The following is a 16,728-nucleotide window of genomic DNA, read 5'->3' on the forward strand; positions in this document are numbered from 1 at the left end:
CCCCCGAGACCGACCTGAACGAGAGCAAGAAGCAGGGCAAACTGGTCCTCAAGCCCGAGAAAAAGGATGAGGACGACGAGGAGGAGGATGAGGAGTGAGTGAGTAAGCCGGATCGCTTCGGCTACAGCACTTGACACACCTCATCTATTCACCCGAACCGCTGCTTCCCGTATTCACGCGGGGAGCAGCGGTTTTACTTACATCAAGCAATCGTCCCGGTATTTCCACATACCGAGACAGGAATTCAATGGAGAGGTTTGATTCCATCTCCCGTTTGGATCGTTATAGCGCTAGTGACAAATGAGCTGACAAATAGCTGAAAAATGAGCGGTCAACCACGGATGCAGGTTGAATGGCGGAAAGGATTGCCGCATCCTTCCGGCACTGTTCCGATGTGTCACGAAACTGTAATATACCCGCCGTAATATATAGCCCTGCCCAAGAACGTTCCTTTTAAAATGCAGTTGCCTGCGACAGCACATCCTCCCGACGAAATCACCCATTCCAAAAGACTCGGGTATAGCTATCGCCGTCATCTGGGTGAGCGGTTTATTGAAGCGCTGCTGTTCCTGATGGCATTTGTCTCTGTCGCGATTACCATTGCCATTGTGGTGATGCTGGTGAAAGAGTCGTTCGTGTTTTTCGAACATGTTCCGCTTTGGCAATTTCTGACCGATACCCAATGGACACCACTGTTCGACGATGCGCACTATGGCATCCTCCCGCTCATATCCGGTACTGTGGTAAGTTCCGCCGTAGCGCTCCTGGTCGCCATCCCGCTAGGCACTATCACGGCCATATATCTTTCAGAATTTGCGCCTTTTGCCGTGCGTGAAGTCGCCAAACCATTTCTCGAGTTGCTGGGCGGGGTTCCAACTGTCGTGTATGGTTATTTCGCATTACTATTCGTAACGCCCCTGCTGCAGAAAATTTTTCCGGATTTACCTGGTTTCAGTCTTCTTTCAGCAGGGTTGGTGATGGGCATCATGATTATTCCCTATGTGAGCTCCATGGCTGAAGATGCGATGCGAGCCGTGCCCATGCATTTGCGGGAAGGCTCTTACGCGATGGGGGCTACGAAATTCCAGACCGCCATAAGGGTCGTGATGCCAGCCGCGTTTTCGGGCATAGCCGCTGCTTATATACTTGGTATCTCCCGCGCTGTGGGGGAAACGATGGTGGTGGCGATCGCTGCCGGGATGCAACCAAATCTCACCTGGAACCCGATGGAACCCGCAGCTACCATTACCGCCTACATCGTACAGGTGAGCCTGGGCGACCTGCCCCATGGTAGCATTGGTTATCAAACTATTTTTGCCGCTGGGCTTACATTACTGCTATTGACATTGGCATTCAATATCATCGGGCATGTTCTGCGCAAGCGTTATCGCGAAGTATATTAAAATCAAACGCGATTGCTGATCCTATTGCTATTTGACAAAATGACTTTTACCTATCTTTCTAGCTGTTCGGTCACGGGGCTTTCTGATGAGCACGCTTTGCTCTTTCCTGGAAGCCCTGGATGAGAGACGATAAAGATCTGAGCGAGATCCGCACGATCATTGCGCGCCATAAGCTCTGGGATTTGATTTTCATGATTGTCGGCGTGTTGGCACTGATGATTGCGGTACTCACATTCATGGCGTTATTCGCTCATATGCTGATAGAGGGAATGCCGCGCTTGTCGTGGGATTTTTTTACTTCTTTCCCATCGCGCCGCCCCGGATCAGCGGGCATACTTTCCGCCTGGGTCGGCACCATTCTGGTCATGCTGGTGACCGCGATGGCAGCGGTGCCGATGGGCATTGGAGCCGGAATTTATCTGGAAGAGTATGCGTCTAAAAATATCATTACCGAGATCATCGAAATCAACGTTACCAACCTTGCGGGCGTTCCTTCCATTATTTACGGCTTGCTGGCGTTAAGCTTGTTTGTACATCAATTCGGGTTTGGCCAAAGCATTCTTTCAGCTGGCCTCGCGCTGGCGTTATTGATCTTGCCGGTAGTCATCGTGGCGACGAGGGAGGCTATACGCGCAATCCCATTGGTCATCCGGGAGGGCGCTTATGCGCTCGGGGCGACCAAATGGCAGACTGTATCCGATCATCTGCTTCCTTATTCCGCTGCCGGTATTTTAACTGGCGTTATTATCGGCTTGGCTCGTGCTATTGGGGAAACCGCGCCGATCATCACCATTGGCGCGCTGACTTTTATTGCGTTTTTGCCGCCGTCTCCCATTAAAGCTGAATTCCCTTTTCTATCTTTCGAGTGGCTGATGGCCCCATTCACAGTGATGCCCATCCAGATGTTCAATTGGGTCTCCCGGCCCGAAGAAGAGTTTCAGGCCAACGCTGCGGCTGCGGGGTTGGTGCTGGTAGTGATGACACTTGCCATGAATGCGATAGCCATTTATCTGCGCTATCGTATGCGCAAGAACCTCAAATGGTAGAAAATTCAACGGTCGAAAATCTCGGATTGGATGCGGCCCCTGTTCCGTACAAGTCTGAAGTCAAAAACTTGAGTTTTTATTATGGCGCATTCTCCGCGCTTAAAAATATTAACATGGTGTTGCATGAAAAACAGGTAACTGCGTTGATCGGCCCATCAGGATGCGGTAAATCCACCTTTCTGCGCTGCTTCAACCGTATGCACGATCTCTACCCCGGCAATCGTTATGTGGGCGATATTATTCTGCATCCGGATAATGTCAATATTCTTTCACGTAGCGTGGATCCGATTGAAGTACGGATGCGCATCAGCATGGTATTTCAGAAACCCAATCCATTTCCAAAATCCATCTATGAAAATGTTGCGTATGGCTTGCGCGTACGAGGTGTCCGGCAGCGCGCCATACTGGACGAGAAGGTTGAAGAAGCGCTGCGCGGCGCCGCGCTTTGGGAGGAAGTAAAAGATCGTTTGAATCAGCTTGCCTACAACCTCTCGGGCGGTCAGCAGCAACGTTTGTGTATTGCCCGAGCGCTTGCGACCGATCCCGAAATCCTGTTGTTCGACGAACCCACTTCTGCACTTGACCCAATTGCCACGGCCAACATAGAAGAGCTCATTGCCGATCTGAAGGATAAGGTTACGATCCTGATCGTGACTCACAATATGCAGCAGGCGGCACGCGTATCGGATTACACTGCTTATATGTATTTGGGTGAACTCATCGAGTTCGACGTCACTGACACAATTTTCATCAAACCAAAAAACAAACAGACGGAAGATTACATTACCGGACGTTTCGGATAGATTGGGAATGATTCTGTCAGGCGCTTTTGCCGTATGACAGATAATCTGCAGTCTTGGCGCATACAGGTGAGCGACGGCCACGGCGTCCCCTTATCTTATTCTTTCTGCCTCATCCGTACCGTTTTCCCAAATTTCGCGCTTTTGTACCCTATGATATTGTTTGCCTCGTGATTGACCCCGTATTCATTCACGGGTAACATTCGCAGCTTTCCAGTTCAAAGGCGGTTTCCTATGGCTAGGCGTTCAAAGTTGGTTGTTGGCAACTGGAAAATGCATGGTGGAACGGTGCAAAACCGGAATTTGCTGAATGCTGTGATCGCTGGAACGGCAGGGATGAGCGGGACCGGTTTGGCCGTGTGCGTACCTTATCCTTATCTGTCGCAGGCACAATCAGTATTGCAGGCGACACATGTTTTCTGGGGCGCTCAGAACGTGAGCCAGTATGATAAGGGCGCTTACACAGGTGAGGTTTCAGCGGCGATGTTGATGGATTTCGGCTGCCGCTACGTAATCGTAGGTCACTCCGAACGGCGTGCCTTGTATGGCGAGGATAACCATACCGTGGCGCTTAAGTTTCAAGCGGCTCAGTCGGTTGGCTTGACACCTGTCTTATGTGTTGGCGAAACCCTTGATCAGCGCGAGGCTGCCATTACCGAGCGAGTGGTTGCAGAGCAATTGGATGCGGTGATCGAATTGGTGGGTATCGATGCGCTTGCCAAGTCGGTGCTTGCTTATGAGCCGGTATGGGCTATCGGTACGGGTAAAACGGCTACGCCGGGACAGGCTCAGGACGTACATTCGTTTATTCGCGATAGAATCGCCGCCAGCAATTCCGAAATGGCCGTTGATTTACAGATTCTTTATGGCGGCAGTGCAAAGGCGAACAATGCGGCTGAGCTGTTCGCCATGCCGGACATTGATGGCGGGCTGATCGGCGGCGCGTCACTTGTTGCCGATGAATTCATCGCCATCTGCCACGCGGCAAAAAATTAACTCATTTTGGAGTAGGCTTTGGAAACACTCATCTGGATACTACACCTCTTGTCGGCTATTAGCGTAGTTGTGCTGGTTCTGTTGCAACACGGGAAGGGCGCCGATATGGGTGCTGCGTTTGGCAGCGGCTCATCTGGAAGTTTGTTTGGCGCCAGCGGTTCAGCAAATTTTCTTAGCAGGACGACGGGTGTGCTGGCCGCGGTTTTTTTTATTACCAGCCTCGGGCTTACCTATCTTTCCAGCCACAAGACTGAAACGGGTGGTGTTATGGATAAAGCGATACCGGCTCAGTCGGTCAAACCGGCTGAGGAGATTCCGGTAAAGCCCGTGGATGAAGGGACGTCTTCCAAGGCGACCGAAATCCCGGAATAATTTTTATGATGAGCTAATTGAACAATTAGCTAAAATTGGGTTCTAATCAGGTTAAGCTTTAGATTAGCGCCCAAGCAAGCTGCCGACGTGGTGAAATTGGTAGACACGCCGTCTTGAGGGGGCGGTGGCGAAAGCTGTGCGAGTTCGAGTCTCGCCGTCGGCACCATCTGATGTAATAAGACCGAGAGTCAGGCCAGGCATATGAACGCTACCTGTTCCGGTCCTAACTTTTGATTACACATGCTCGAAAATTACTTTCCCATTCTGCTATTTATTCTGATTGGCCTTGTAGTCGGCATTCTGGCGATGACGCTTGGCTGGTTGTTTGCGCCAAATCGTCCGGACAGCGAGAAACTGTCTCCGTATGAATGTGGCTTCGAAGCATTTGAAGATGCACGCATGAAATTCGACGTGCGTTATTATCTCGTGGCCATTCTGTTCATTCTGTTCGATCTGGAGATCGCATTTCTGTTTCCATGGGCGGTGGTATTGAATGAGATTGGGCTGTTCGGTTTTATCGCCATGATGGTTTTTCTCGGTATTCTTGTTGTTGGTTTTATTTACGAATGGAACAAGGGTGCGTTGGAGTGGGATTAGATTATGAGCGCTAACAACGGTGCGATGGAAAAGGGTTTTGTTACCACGAGCCTGGACTCGGTTATCAACTGGGGCCGTACTGGGTCGATGTGGCCGATGACCTTTGGCCTTGCGTGCTGTGCGGTGGAAATGATGCAGGCTGGCGCCTCGCGTTACGATCTGGACCGTTTCGGTATCGTCTTCCGTCCAAGTCCTCGCCAATCGGACGTGATGATTGTTGCGGGCACGTTATGCAATAAAATGGCGCCTGCGCTGCGTAAAGTGTACGATCAGATGGCGGAGCCCCGCTGGGTAATCTCCATGGGTTCCTGCGCCAACGGCGGTGGTTATTATCATTACTCCTACTCCGTCGTTCGCGGTTGCGACCGGATTGTGCCGGTCGATATCTATGTTCCCGGCTGCCCGCCGACAGCGGAAGCTCTGCTCTACGGTATTATTCAGTTGCAGAATAAAATACACCGTACCAATACCATCGCGCGCTGAGTTATATATGTCGTCCTCTCGTCTGGAAACGCTTTCCTTTTGTCTTCAAAATGTGTTGGCCGATAAGCTTGTCACCACCAGTGAACGATTGGGCGAGCTCACAATTTCGGTGCGTCAGGCAGATTTGCTGTGGACGATGGAAACGCTGCGCGATCATCCCGAGCTGGATTTTGAAATGCTTATTGATCTGTGTGGCATGGATTATTCAACCTATGGTGCGGAATTTGGCTCAACAAGCGACCGAACGAATAAACGGTTTGCTGCCATCTATCACTTGCTTTCCATCAGGCATAACCACAGATTGAGAATCAGGATATTCGCCGATGACGATGAATTTCCGGTATTGGATTCGGTAATAAATATATGGCCATCGGTAAACTGGTTCGAGCGTGAGGCATTCGATCTGTACGGCATCGTTTTCACGGGTCATCCGGATTTGCGACGTATTCTCACCGACTACGGTTTTATCGGCAGTCCGTTTCGCAAGGATTTTCCCCTGAGTGGAAATGTCGAGATGCGTTACGACCCCGACCAGCAACGCGTAATCTATCAGCCGGTCAGCATAGAGCCGCGCCAGATAATACCGCGCGTCATCCGCGAAGAGCATTACGGAGAGAGCGAGTGAAGCATGGCTGAAATACGTAACTACACCATGAACTTCGGCCCCCAGCATCCTGCAGCGCATGGCGTGTTGCGCCTGGTGCTGGAGTTGGACGGCGAGGTCGTTCAACGGGCGGATCCGCATATCGGGCTTCTTCATCGGGCGACCGAAAAGCTGGCTGAGTATAAGACTTATATTCAATCAGTGCCGTACATGGATCGCCTGGATTACGTCTCCATGATGTGCAATGAACACGCCTACGTGATGGCGATCGAGAAACTGCTTCAGCTCGAGGTGCCCTTGCGTGCGCAATATATTCGCGTGATGTTCGATGAAATTACCCGAATACTCAACCACCTTTTATGGCTGGGTGCCCACGCGCTGGACGTGGGTGCGATGACCGTGTTTCTCTATGCTTTCCGCGACCGGGAAGACCTGATGGATTGTTACGAGGCGGTTTCGGGCGCCCGATTGCACGCGGCTTATTACCGTCCCGGTGGCGTTTATCGAGATCTTCCGGAATCCATGCCGCAATACAAGGCATCGAAAATCCATGACGAAAAAAGCACCAGGGTGCTCAATGAAAATCGTAGGGGTTCGTTGCTGGATTTTATCGAAGACTTTACCAACCGGTTTCCTACCTATGTGGATGAGTATGAAACTTTGCTTACCGACAACCGGATCTGGAAGCAGCGACTTGTTGGAATTGGCGTAGTCTCCCCGGAACGTGCCAAAGCGCTGGGCTTTACCGGCCCGATGCTGCGTGGTTCGGGTGTGGAATGGGATTTGCGGAAGAAACAGCCTTATGAAGTTTATGACCGCATCGATTTTGATATACCGGTAGGGGTCAACGGCGATTGCTATGATCGCTACCTGGTCCGAATCGAGGAATTCCGCCAGTCCAATCGCATCATCAAGCAATGTGTCGATTGGCTGCGCAAAAACCCGGGTCCGGTAATAACCGATAACCATAAGGTTGCGCCGCCTGCCCGCGTTGAAATGAAACAGAATATGGAAGAATTGATCCATCATTTCAAGCTTTTTACCGAGGGCTTCCACGTGCCGCCCGGCGAAACCTACGCGGCGATCGAACATCCTAAAGGCGAATTTGGCATTTATCTGGTTTCCGATGGCGCCAATATGCCCTATCGCCTGAAAATTCGCGCACCGGGCTTTGCCCATCTGGCAGCGCTGGATGAAATGGCTCGCGGGCACATGATCGCAGACGTAGTGGCGATCATTGGAACGCAGGACATTGTATTTGGCGAAATAGACAGATGACATCACTGACCTTTAAGCAGATATCAAGATGTTAAGCGTCGAGTCCATAAAAAAAATCGACCACGAGCTTACCAAATATCCCTCCGATCAAAAACAATCGGCAGTGATGTCGGCGCTCGCCATCGCCCAGGATGAGAAAGGGTGGCTCGCTACTGAAACAATGGATTTTGTCGCTCGTTATCTTGGGATGCCGCCGATTGCGGTATATGAAGTGGCGACGTTTTACAACATGTACAATTTGCAGCCGCTGGGAAAATGCAAGATAACCATTTGCACGAACCTTCCTTGCGCTCTGTCCGGCGCCAATGAAGCTGTAGCTCATATCCAGAAAAAACTGGGCATTGGTTTCAATGAAACGAGTGCCGACGGAAAATTCACGCTGAAAGAAGGCGAATGTATGGGGGCGTGCGGCGATGCGCCCGTGCTGCTGGTCAATAACAAACGCATGTGCAGTTTCATGTCCGACGATATGATCGATCAATTGCTGGAGGAGTTGAGCAAATGACCCAGACTACGCAGATACTGCTGGCCGGGGTGAATCCATCCGATCCTGACAACTGGCGGCTCCGAAACTATGAGCAGCGCGAGGGGTATGCCGCGCTGAGAAAAATTCTGAGCGAAAAAATACCGCCTGAAAAAGTCATAGAGGAAGTCAAGAAATCGGCCTTGCGCGGCCGTGGCGGTGCGGGTTTTCCGACCGGACTGAAATGGAGCTTCATGCCCAAGCAGTACGAGGGCGACAAGTACCTGGTATGCAATTCAGATGAAGGTGAACCGGGCACCTTCAAAGACCGCGACATCATGCGTCACAACCCGCACATTCTGATCGAAGGCATGATGATCGGCGCCTATGCGATGGGCATCAAGACCGGTTACAACTATATCCATGGCGAAATATGGGATACCTACGAACGCATGGAAGAGGCAGTGGATGAAGCGCGAGAGGCAGGATTGCTGGGGGATAATATTCTGGGTTCCGATTTCAGTTTCCAGTTATACAACCATCATGGTTACGGCGCCTATATCTGCGGCGAGGAAACGGCGCTGCTAGAGTCCTTGGAGGGCAAGAAAGGCCAGCCGCGCTTCAAGCCGCCATTTCCAGCAAGCTTCGGCCTCTATGGCAAACCCACCACCATCAACAACACCGAGACATTTGCCTCGGTACCCTGGATCATTCGCAACGGGGGCGAAAAGTTTTTACAGCTGGGTAAACCCAATAACGGCGGCACCAAGATTTTCTCCGTTTCCGGGCATGTCAACAAACCGGGCAATTATGAGGTGCCTATGGGTACGCCATTCGCAACATTGCTGGAGATGGCGGGCGGTATGCGGGGCGGGCGGAAACTGAAGGGTTGTATTCCCGGTGGTTCGTCCATGCCAGTGTTACCGGGCGATATCATGATGCAGACGGACATGGATTATGATTCCATTGCCAAAGCAGGATCCATGCTGGGCTCGGGTGCGGTCATCATCATGGATGACACGACCTGCATGGTGAAGGCGCTGGAGCGCCTGTCATACTTCTATTTTGAAGAATCCTGCGGCCAATGCACGCCTTGCCGCGAAGGTACTGGCTGGCTCTATCGTGTTGTGCATCGGATCGAAACCGGCAAGGGGCGGATTGAGGATCTCGATCTGCTCAATAATGTTGCCGATAATATTCAGGGACGCACCATTTGCGCATTAGGTGATGCCGCCGCCATGCCGGTGCGAGCAATGATTCAGCATTTTCGCGACGAGTTTGCCTACCATATCGAGCACAAGAAATGTCTGGTATAGCCAAGGTGGCGAATGGCATGGATGAAGCCAATGAGTTTTTTCTTGTCTGCGTTTACTCGCTAAGCCGATTCGTTAAGCCGAGAGTATTTATCCCATGATTAATTTCGAAATCGACGGTAAACCGGTGTCCGTGCCCAAGAATGGCACCGTCATGGACGGCGCCAATCAGCTGGGTATATACATTCCTCATTTCTGCTATCACAAGAAGCTTTCCATTGCTGCCAATTGCCGCATGTGCCTGGTGCAAGTGGAGAAAGCGCCCAAGCCCTTGCCTGCCTGTGCGACTCCCGCAATGGAAGGTATGAAGGTTTCAACCCACTCCGGACAGGCGGTAACAGCGCAAAAAGGCGTGATGGAGTTCCTGCTTATCAATCATCCGCTGGATTGCCCCATTTGCGATCAGGGTGGTGAATGCCAATTACAAGACCTGGCGGTGGGTTATGGCGCGAGTTCGTCACGCTACACCGAGGCCAAGCGGGTAGTGGCGAATAAAAATCTGGGTCCGCTGATTTCCACAGATATGACCCGCTGTATCCATTGCACCCGTTGCGTACGTTTCGGCCAGGAAATAGCAGGCATCATGGAGTTAGGCATGGCGGGTCGCGGCGAACACGCTGAGATCCTGTCGTTTGTCGGAAGCACGGTGGATTCGGAGTTGTCGGGCAACATGATCGATCTTTGCCCGGTAGGGGCGCTCGTCAGTAAGCCATTCCGCTATTCGGCACGCACTTGGGAGCTATCACGCAGGAAATCCGTAAGTCCGCACTGCGGACTTGGCGCCAATCTCGTGGTCCAGGTGAAACAGAACCGTGTGATGCGGGTGTTGCCGCGCGAAAATGAGGCAATCAACGAGTGTTGGCTATCAGATAAAGATCGCTTTTCCTACGAAGGATTAAACTCGGAAGAGCGTCTACGCAAGCCGATGATAAGACGTGGTGGCCATTGGCAGGAATGCGACTGGCAGACCGCCCTTGAATTTGCGGCTAATGGGTTGAAAGCGGCAAAAGAAAAATATGGAGCGCAGAGTATCGGTGCACTGGGTTCTCCTCACAGTACGCTGGAGGAACTCTACCTGCTACAGAAGATCGCTCGAGGACTGGGCAGCGGGAATGTGGATCACCGTCTGCGCCAATCCGACTTTCGCGCGGATCGGTCGCAAGGGATTCCCTGGCTCGGGATGAGCATCGCGGAAGTTTCCCGGCTGAAATCAGCGCTTATCATTGGCAGCACCCTGCGCAAGGATCACCCGCTGCTCGCGCAGCGTTTGCGCCAATCGGTAAAGCAGGGCGCGCAATTGAACCTGATCAATCCGGTGGACGATGATCTATTTACCACCATAGCGAATCGCGCTATCGTCGCGCCCGCTGCAATGGCAGCGATACTGGCGCAGGTCCTGAAAGCTGCCGCCGAGTCCACGGGAAAGCAAATTCCTGCCGATGTAAAAAATGCGCTGGCGGCAATCAGCGTCAGCGATACTGCGCGTGCGATAGCAGCAAGCCTCATCAATAACAAGCCAGCGGCAATATTCCTTGGCAATCTGGCTCAACATCATCCGCAATATACGAATATTCATATGCTGGCACAGCAACTCGCGCAAATTACCGACGCGCGATTCGGTATATTAGGCGAGGCCGCCAACAGCGTCGGTGCTTATATTGCCGGCGCGATTCCGGGCAATGACGGCTCGGCAGAACCCGTCGGCACTCAATCGGCTCAACCGGGAATGCAAAGCCTGAATGCTTCGCAAATGCTCGGGATGAGCGCTGGCGGGATTGCGGACGCCGGGGCCGAACCATGCCGGGCTTACATCCTGATGAACCTGGAGCCGGAACTGGATAGCTACGACCCTCGGCAAGCCGTGAAAACGCTGGAAGCGGCCGAACTGGTTGTGATGATAACCGCATACAAAAGCCATGCCATCCTTCAAGGGGGTTATGCCGATGTATTACTTCCCGGCGCGCCGTTCACTGAGACGTCGGGTACATTCATCAATATCGAGGGTCGGGTGCAAAGCTTTAATGGCGTTGTGGCGCCGCTCGGGGAAACGCGTCCGGCCTGGAAGATTTTGCGCGTGTTGGGCAATCTGCTGGAGATTGACGGCTTTGATTATGAAACACCCGAGCAGGTGCGTGCGGAGATCCTGCCCGGCTCAAGCGACGTCAGCGCCCGCCTGAATAATCATCTGGGGGGGTTCTCCCTGGATGACGTTGGGCCGCAAGGCGAACCGATGGGCAGCGGAATACAGCGTATCGGAGAGGTACCGATATACCAGGCCGATCCCATCGTGCGGCGTGCCGAGTCGCTGCAGCGCACGCGCGACGCAGCTGCGCCGGTGGCATGGATGCCGGGTGATCTCATGGGCAGGCTTGGCATACAAGCTGGAGACAGCGTCAGGCTGAGGCAAGGAGAAGGTGAGCTCCAGTTGCCTGCAGCCCGGGACGATAAGTTGCCTGCCAATTGCGTGCGCCTGGCTTCCGCTCATCCCTTGACCGCGACGCTAGGCGGGATGTTCGGTGAAATCGTGGTGGAAAAATTGTGATGGAAGAAATCAGGGTTATTTGATGGAATACGCACAACAATTATTCGGGAATTTTTTCGGTCCTGAGTGGGGCCCTGTCTTGTACGTCGTGGCGAAGGATGTGCTGTTGATTTTCGCCATCGTGCTGCCATTAATGCTCGCCGTGGCTTACCTCACGTTCGCCGAGCGCAAGATTATCGCGTTCATGCAGATGCGTGTCGGCCCTAACCGGGTGACGTTCTTTGGCATTCCCTGGCTGGGCGGCTGGGCGCAGCCAATCGCTGATGCGGTTAAGGCAGTGATGAAGGAAATCATCATTCCCAGCGGTGCAAACAAGGTTCTGTTTGTGCTCGCGCCGGTATTGACATTCGCACCTGCATTGGCAGCCTGGGCGGTAGTGCCATTTTCTCCCGAAGTGGTGCTTGCGGACATCAATGCAGGGCTGCTTTATATTCTGGCCATGACTTCCATGGGCGTTTATGGGGTTATCATTGCGGGTTGGGCATCGAACTCCAAATATGCGTTCCTCGGCGCGATGCGCTCCGCAGCGCAAGTAGTATCGTATGAGCTGGCAATGGGTTTTGCATTGGTCTGTGTGTTGATGATGTCGCAGAGCCTGAATCTCGGGGATATCGTCAAGGGTCAGCAGGGTGGCAGTTTACTTAATTGGTACGTCCTTCCCTTGTTTCCCATGTTTTTGGTGTACTTTATTTCCGGTGTCGCGGAAACCAATCGCGCACCTTTTGATGTGGCTGAGGGTGAATCTGAAATCGTAGCAGGGTTCCACGTAGAGTATTCCGGCATGGCTTTCACGGTATTCTTCCTGGCGGAATATTCCAACATGATTCTGGTGGCCACCCTTGCCACCATCATATTTTTGGGTGGCTGGCTGCCGCCGATCAATATCGCGCCATTTACGCTGATCCCCGGCTTCATATGGCTCATATTAAAAATTGGATTTTTATTGTTTTGTTTTCTCTGGTTTCGCGCCACGTTTCCCCGCTACCGCTATGATCAGATTATGCGCCTGGGCTGGAAAGTATTCATTCCGATCACGCTTGTCTGGATACTGGTGATAGGGTTGGTGATGCAATTCCCGCCGTCGATCCGGAATGCGTTTCCCCTTAATTTGTGGTTCCACTGAGAGAGGAAAAAGCCATGAATCGTATCAAGGATTTTTTCCGTACCTTCCTGTTGTTCGAACTGCTGAAGGGGATGATGCTAACGGGGAGATATATGTTCGCGCGTAAGATCACCGTGCACTTCCCCGAAGAGAAAACACCCCAGTCTCCCCGGTTCAGGGGGTTGCATGCACTCAGGCGATATCCAAATGGAGAAGAGCGTTGTATCGCCTGCAAACTTTGTGAGGCGGTGTGCCCAGCGCTGGCGATTACGATAGAATCCGAGCAGCGCGATGACGGCACGCGGCGAACTACGCGGTACGACATCGATCTGACAAAATGCATATTTTGCGGTTTTTGCGAGGAATCCTGCCCGGTGGATTCCATTGTCGAGACTCGTATTCTGGAGTATCACGGAGAGAAACGCGGAGATTTGATTTATACCAAGCAGATGCTCCTGGCGGTTGGGGACCGGTATGAGGAACAGATAGCGAAGGATAGGGCGGCGGATGCGGGATACCGGTAAATCTCATCGTTACATGCAGCGGGACACTTTTATAAACCATGTTTTGAAGATGGGAATTACCCGCTTCATTTCAACACCCCCAATAAAAATGAGGGGCTTCGTCCAGGTAACCTGCGTGAGCTCGCTCCATAGCTTCGAATTGACAGAAATGCCCATATGAGTTTTCCGGATATAATTTTTTATTTTTTTTCGACGGTACTGGTGGCATCCGCCCTTGGCGTTATCACCGCCCGCAACCCCGTACATTCCGCATTATTATTGGTGCTGGCCTTTTTTACTTCCGCGGGGTTATGGTTGTTGCTGGAGGCGGAATTTCTCGCCATTACGCTCGTGTTGGTCTATGTCGGGGCTGTAATGGTGCTGTTCCTGTTTGTAGTAATGATGCTGGATATCAATCTTGATTACCTGCGGGAAGGATTCTGGAAATGGTTTCCGTTTGGCGCGTTCCTCGCATTGGTGATGGCGACCGAGATGGCCGCAGTATTGATGGGCAAGCAGTTCGGCGCCGATCAAATGCCGGCTCCCCCAGCGCGCGCGGCTGATTATAGTAATACCAAAGAGCTGGGACGCTTGATTTACACGGAATATGTTTATGCGTTCGAACTGGCGGCTGTCATTCTGCTGGTGGCGATAGTGGCGGCTATTGCGCTGACGCTGAGGCAGCGTATCGGCACTAAATCGATGGACGTGGCGAAGCAGGTAGCCGTCAAGCGTGAAGACCGGATCCGTATGGTATCGATGCCATCCGAAAAGAAAGAATAAAATTAATTTACATGGTTGTGTTCTGATGTTGTCCTGAAAGGGGGCGTAGTTTGGTTTCGTTATCCCATTACCTGGTTCTCGGTGCGATTCTGTTTGCAATCAGCATTGTCGGTATTTTCCTCAACAGGAAAAATGTAATTATCCTGTTGATGGCGATTGAACTGATGTTGCTGGCCGTAAACATGAATTTTGTCGCGTTCTCGTATTATCTCCAGGACACAGCAGGGCAGATTTTCGTGTTTTTCATACTTACAGTGGCCGCGGCAGAATCCGCCATTGGACTGGCGATTCTGGTGGTGCTGTTTCGTAGTCTGCACACCATCAATGTGGACGATCTGGACAAACTTAAAGGGTAATTTTGAGAGTGGGAAACCGGTTCAGGTATTTAGTGGTTCAAAAAATAAAAACTGAATTTCATGACTGAGATGCAAAAACTATATCTATTGGCGCCTTTAGCGCCTCTGGCGGGGGCTCTTATCGCCGGGTTGTTCGGTCGTCTGATTGGGCCAACCTGGAGTCATCGAATTACCATCGCCCTGATGCTCGTCTGCGTGGCTGCATCCGTCACCATCTTCATGGATGTATTGAAGGGAAATATCTATGACGGAGCCGTTTATACCTGGGCGACAGCCGGCGATACGCGCTTTGAAATCGGGTTCCTGATCGATCAACTCTCCGCCACAATGATGATTGTGGTGAGTTTTGTTTCTTTAATGGTGCATATTTACACCATTGGCTATATGCACGAGGATCCCGGTTATCAGCGTTTTTTCAGCTATATCTCGCTCTTCACGTTCTCCATGCTGATGCTGGTGATGTCCAATAACTTTCTCCAGCTTTTCTTTGGCTGGGAAGCGGTAGGGCTCGTTTCTTATCTGCTTATCGGGTTCTGGTATACACGTCCAACGGCAATTTATGCCAACCTGAAAGCTTTCATGGTTAATCGCGTTGGGGATTTTGGCTTTCTTCTCGGCATTGCTCTGGTACTGATGTATTTCGGCACCCTGGACTATGCAGCTGTTTTCGCCCAGGCGCCGCAGGCCGCGACGCAGACAATAGAGATCATTCCCGGCACATCATGGGAGCTATTGTCCGCCATCTGTATTTTGCTATTTGTCGGCGCAATGGGTAAATCCGCACAGTTTCCATTACATGTGTGGCTGCCGGATTCAATGGAAGGCCCAACACCTATTTCCGCATTGATCCATGCGGCGACCATGGTGACAGCAGGTATTTTCATGGTGGCGCGCATGTCGCCGCTCTTTGAGTTAACTGAAACGGCATTGTCAGTGATGTTGGTGATTGGCGGCATCACGACGCTATTCATGGCGTTGGTGGCCATCGTGCAGACCGACATCAAGCGTGTGGTGGCGTATTCGACCCTTTCACAATTGGGTTACATGACCATGGCGCTCGGCGCATCGGCTTACTCGGCAGGAATTTTTCACCTGATGACCCATGCTTTTTTCAAGGCCGTATTATTTTTGGGTGCGGGCTCCGTAATTATTGCCATGCATCACGAGCAGGACATGCGGAAAATGGGGGGCCTGAAGAAATATATGCCCATTACGTACTGGACCATGTTCATCGCTGCGCTGGCAAGCGCAGGCGTACCTGGTTTATCCGGCTTTTTCTCCAAGGATGCCATCATTGAAGCATTACACTTCGCCACGATCCCCGGTGCCGGCTTCGCCTATTTCTGTGGGGTAACAACGGTATTCGTTACCGCGTTTTACACCTTCCGTTTGCTTTTCATGACGTTCCATGGAAAGCCGCGAATGGATCATCACACCGAAGAGCATCTACATGAATCGCCCTGGGTCGTAACGCTGCCACTCATCGTGCTTGCCATACCTTCCATCGGAGCCGGCTGGCTTATCGGTCCCATCCTGTTTGGGAATTATTTTGGCAGTACCATACAAATCATGCCTCAGCACGAGGCAATGGCCAGGATGTCTCTGGAATATCATGGCATATTGGCAATGATGACCCATTCTTTAACGACCATACCATTCTGGTTTTCTGTCGGCGGAATTGTGACGGCATGGTATTTTTATCTGGTAAGAACCGATTTGCCAGGGAAAATAAAAAGAGCTGCAGGGCCATTTTCCATACTCCTTGAGCGTAAATATTTCATTGACGAATTCTATTCCTGGTTCTTTGCGGGCGGCGCACGCGGGCTCGGCAAGGGATTATGGAAATTCGGCGATGTTAAAGTCATTGACGGATTTTTCATCAATGGCACGGCACGGGTGGTGGCCGGAACCGCCGTGCTGATGCGTCGCTTCCAGTCCGGCTATATCTACCATTACGCATTCACCATGATCGTTGGCGTATTTGTATTGATGAGTTTGTGGTTGTCCGGGTCATAAAATAACAAAATATTATTGCGGGTATTCGGCCCCTTCATCCGCTGCACGCTAATGGATAAAATGGAATAAAC

The 16,728-nt window shown here is 51.7% G+C and carries 17 protein-coding genes and 1 tRNA gene; all 18 read left to right on the forward strand.

Features of this window, described 5'->3' with window-relative positions:
• Nucleotides 1–458 precede the first annotated feature (458 nt).
• The 18 genes from pstC to nuoL all read left to right on the forward strand — a co-directional run bounded on the left by pstC (nt 459) and on the right by nuoL (nt 16,657).
• Nucleotides 459–1,403, forward strand: a complete 945-nt coding sequence (pstC, locus tag BUA28_RS03065) for a phosphate ABC transporter permease subunit PstC (protein WP_072766690.1) — start codon at nt 459–461, stop codon at nt 1,401–1,403.
• A gap of 119 nt (nt 1,404–1,522) precedes the next feature.
• Nucleotides 1,523–2,449, forward strand: coding sequence for a phosphate ABC transporter permease PstA (gene pstA / locus BUA28_RS03070; protein WP_072766691.1), 927 nt, complete (start codon nt 1,523–1,525; stop codon nt 2,447–2,449).
• Complete coding sequence (pstB, locus tag BUA28_RS03075) at nt 2,443–3,252, forward strand: phosphate ABC transporter ATP-binding protein PstB (RefSeq protein ID WP_072766692.1); 810 nt, start codon at nt 2,443–2,445, stop codon at nt 3,250–3,252. The genes pstA and pstB overlap by 7 nt, the downstream gene beginning before the upstream one ends.
• Nucleotides 3,253–3,483: 231 nt before the next feature.
• Nucleotides 3,484–4,245, forward strand: a complete 762-nt coding sequence (tpiA, locus tag BUA28_RS03080) for a triose-phosphate isomerase (protein ID WP_072766693.1) — start codon at nt 3,484–3,486, stop codon at nt 4,243–4,245.
• Nucleotides 4,246–4,263: 18 nt separating this feature from the next.
• A complete protein-coding gene (gene secG / locus BUA28_RS03085; RefSeq protein ID WP_072766694.1) occupies nt 4,264–4,617 on the forward strand; it encodes a preprotein translocase subunit SecG in 354 nt (117 codons plus the stop codon).
• Nucleotides 4,618–4,698: 81 nt separating this feature from the next.
• Nucleotides 4,699–4,783, forward strand: a tRNA-Leu gene (locus BUA28_RS03090).
• Nucleotides 4,784–4,857: 74 nt separating this feature from the next.
• Nucleotides 4,858–5,214 (forward strand): NADH-quinone oxidoreductase subunit A, encoded by a 357-nt coding sequence (locus BUA28_RS03095; protein WP_025042027.1) that lies wholly within the window; start codon nt 4,858–4,860, stop codon nt 5,212–5,214.
• A gap of 3 nt (nt 5,215–5,217) precedes the next feature.
• Nucleotides 5,218–5,697, forward strand: a complete 480-nt coding sequence (locus tag BUA28_RS03100; protein ID WP_025042026.1) for a NuoB/complex I 20 kDa subunit family protein — start codon at nt 5,218–5,220, stop codon at nt 5,695–5,697.
• A gap of 7 nt (nt 5,698–5,704) precedes the next feature.
• Nucleotides 5,705–6,322: an NADH-quinone oxidoreductase subunit C gene (locus tag BUA28_RS03105; RefSeq protein ID WP_072766695.1), complete on the forward strand. Its 618-nt coding sequence runs from the start codon at nt 5,705–5,707 to the stop codon at nt 6,320–6,322.
• 3 nt (nt 6,323–6,325) lie between these two features.
• Nucleotides 6,326–7,579, forward strand: a complete 1,254-nt coding sequence (locus BUA28_RS03110) for an NADH-quinone oxidoreductase subunit D (protein WP_072766696.1) — start codon at nt 6,326–6,328, stop codon at nt 7,577–7,579.
• A gap of 28 nt (nt 7,580–7,607) precedes the next feature.
• The gene (gene nuoE, locus BUA28_RS03115; protein ID WP_072766697.1) at nt 7,608–8,084 is read left to right on the forward strand and encodes an NADH-quinone oxidoreductase subunit NuoE; all 477 of its coding nucleotides are present in this window, start codon (nt 7,608–7,610) and stop codon (nt 8,082–8,084) included.
• Nucleotides 8,081–9,358 carry an NADH-quinone oxidoreductase subunit NuoF gene (nuoF, locus tag BUA28_RS03120; protein WP_072766698.1) on the forward strand — a complete coding sequence of 426 codons (1,278 nt, stop codon included), beginning with the start codon at nt 8,081–8,083 and terminating at the stop codon, nt 9,356–9,358. The genes nuoE and nuoF overlap by 4 nt, the downstream gene beginning before the upstream one ends.
• Before the next feature lie 94 nt (nt 9,359–9,452).
• Entirely contained in the window at nt 9,453–11,897 is a 2,445-nt protein-coding gene (gene nuoG / locus BUA28_RS03125) for an NADH-quinone oxidoreductase subunit NuoG (RefSeq protein WP_072766699.1), read from the forward strand.
• Between the two features lie 22 nt (nt 11,898–11,919).
• Entirely contained in the window at nt 11,920–13,020 is a 1,101-nt protein-coding gene (gene nuoH / locus BUA28_RS03130; RefSeq protein ID WP_072766700.1) for an NADH-quinone oxidoreductase subunit NuoH, read from the forward strand.
• Nucleotides 13,021–13,034: 14 nt separating this feature from the next.
• Nucleotides 13,035–13,523, forward strand: coding sequence for an NADH-quinone oxidoreductase subunit NuoI (nuoI, locus tag BUA28_RS03135; protein ID WP_025042019.1), 489 nt, complete (start codon nt 13,035–13,037; stop codon nt 13,521–13,523).
• A gap of 156 nt (nt 13,524–13,679) precedes the next feature.
• Complete coding sequence (locus BUA28_RS03140) at nt 13,680–14,285, forward strand: NADH-quinone oxidoreductase subunit J (RefSeq protein ID WP_072766701.1); 606 nt, start codon at nt 13,680–13,682, stop codon at nt 14,283–14,285.
• Nucleotides 14,286–14,335: 50 nt separating this feature from the next.
• On the forward strand, nt 14,336–14,641 hold the full coding sequence (gene nuoK / locus BUA28_RS03145; RefSeq protein ID WP_025042016.1) for an NADH-quinone oxidoreductase subunit NuoK: 306 nt from the start codon (nt 14,336–14,338) through the stop codon (nt 14,639–14,641).
• 60 nt (nt 14,642–14,701) lie between these two features.
• Nucleotides 14,702–16,657 carry an NADH-quinone oxidoreductase subunit L gene (gene nuoL / locus BUA28_RS03150; protein WP_072766702.1) on the forward strand — a complete coding sequence of 652 codons (1,956 nt, stop codon included), beginning with the start codon at nt 14,702–14,704 and terminating at the stop codon, nt 16,655–16,657.
• Nucleotides 16,658–16,728 lie beyond the last annotated feature (71 nt).

Source organism: Nitrosospira sp. Nsp11 (assembly GCF_900142705.1).
In the GTDB taxonomy this organism is placed as follows: domain Bacteria; phylum Pseudomonadota; class Gammaproteobacteria; order Burkholderiales; family Nitrosomonadaceae; genus Nitrosospira.

What these genes read in the sequence shown, in the direction of transcription:
- pstC (WP_072766690.1), top strand. Translation starts at nt 459, where the DNA reads ATGCAGTTGCCTGCGACAGCACATCCTCCCGACGAAATCACCCATTCC.
- pstA (WP_072766691.1), top strand. Translation starts at nt 1,523, where the DNA reads ATGAGAGACGATAAAGATCTGAGCGAGATCCGCACGATCATTGCGCGC.
- pstB (WP_072766692.1), top strand. Translation starts at nt 2,443, where the DNA reads ATGGTAGAAAATTCAACGGTCGAAAATCTCGGATTGGATGCGGCCCCT.
- tpiA (WP_072766693.1), top strand. Translation starts at nt 3,484, where the DNA reads ATGGCTAGGCGTTCAAAGTTGGTTGTTGGCAACTGGAAAATGCATGGT.
- BUA28_RS03095 (WP_025042027.1), top strand. Translation starts at nt 4,858, where the DNA reads ATGCTCGAAAATTACTTTCCCATTCTGCTATTTATTCTGATTGGCCTT.
- BUA28_RS03100 (WP_025042026.1), top strand. Translation starts at nt 5,218, where the DNA reads ATGAGCGCTAACAACGGTGCGATGGAAAAGGGTTTTGTTACCACGAGC.
- BUA28_RS03105 (WP_072766695.1), top strand. Translation starts at nt 5,705, where the DNA reads ATGTCGTCCTCTCGTCTGGAAACGCTTTCCTTTTGTCTTCAAAATGTG.
- BUA28_RS03110 (WP_072766696.1), top strand. Translation starts at nt 6,326, where the DNA reads ATGGCTGAAATACGTAACTACACCATGAACTTCGGCCCCCAGCATCCT.
- nuoE (WP_072766697.1), top strand. Translation starts at nt 7,608, where the DNA reads ATGTTAAGCGTCGAGTCCATAAAAAAAATCGACCACGAGCTTACCAAA.
- nuoF (WP_072766698.1), top strand. Translation starts at nt 8,081, where the DNA reads ATGACCCAGACTACGCAGATACTGCTGGCCGGGGTGAATCCATCCGAT.
- nuoG (WP_072766699.1), top strand. Translation starts at nt 9,453, where the DNA reads ATGATTAATTTCGAAATCGACGGTAAACCGGTGTCCGTGCCCAAGAAT.
- nuoH (WP_072766700.1), top strand. Translation starts at nt 11,920, where the DNA reads ATGGAATACGCACAACAATTATTCGGGAATTTTTTCGGTCCTGAGTGG.
- nuoI (WP_025042019.1), top strand. Translation starts at nt 13,035, where the DNA reads ATGAATCGTATCAAGGATTTTTTCCGTACCTTCCTGTTGTTCGAACTG.
- BUA28_RS03140 (WP_072766701.1), top strand. Translation starts at nt 13,680, where the DNA reads ATGAGTTTTCCGGATATAATTTTTTATTTTTTTTCGACGGTACTGGTG.
- nuoL (WP_072766702.1), top strand. Translation starts at nt 14,702, where the DNA reads ATGACTGAGATGCAAAAACTATATCTATTGGCGCCTTTAGCGCCTCTG.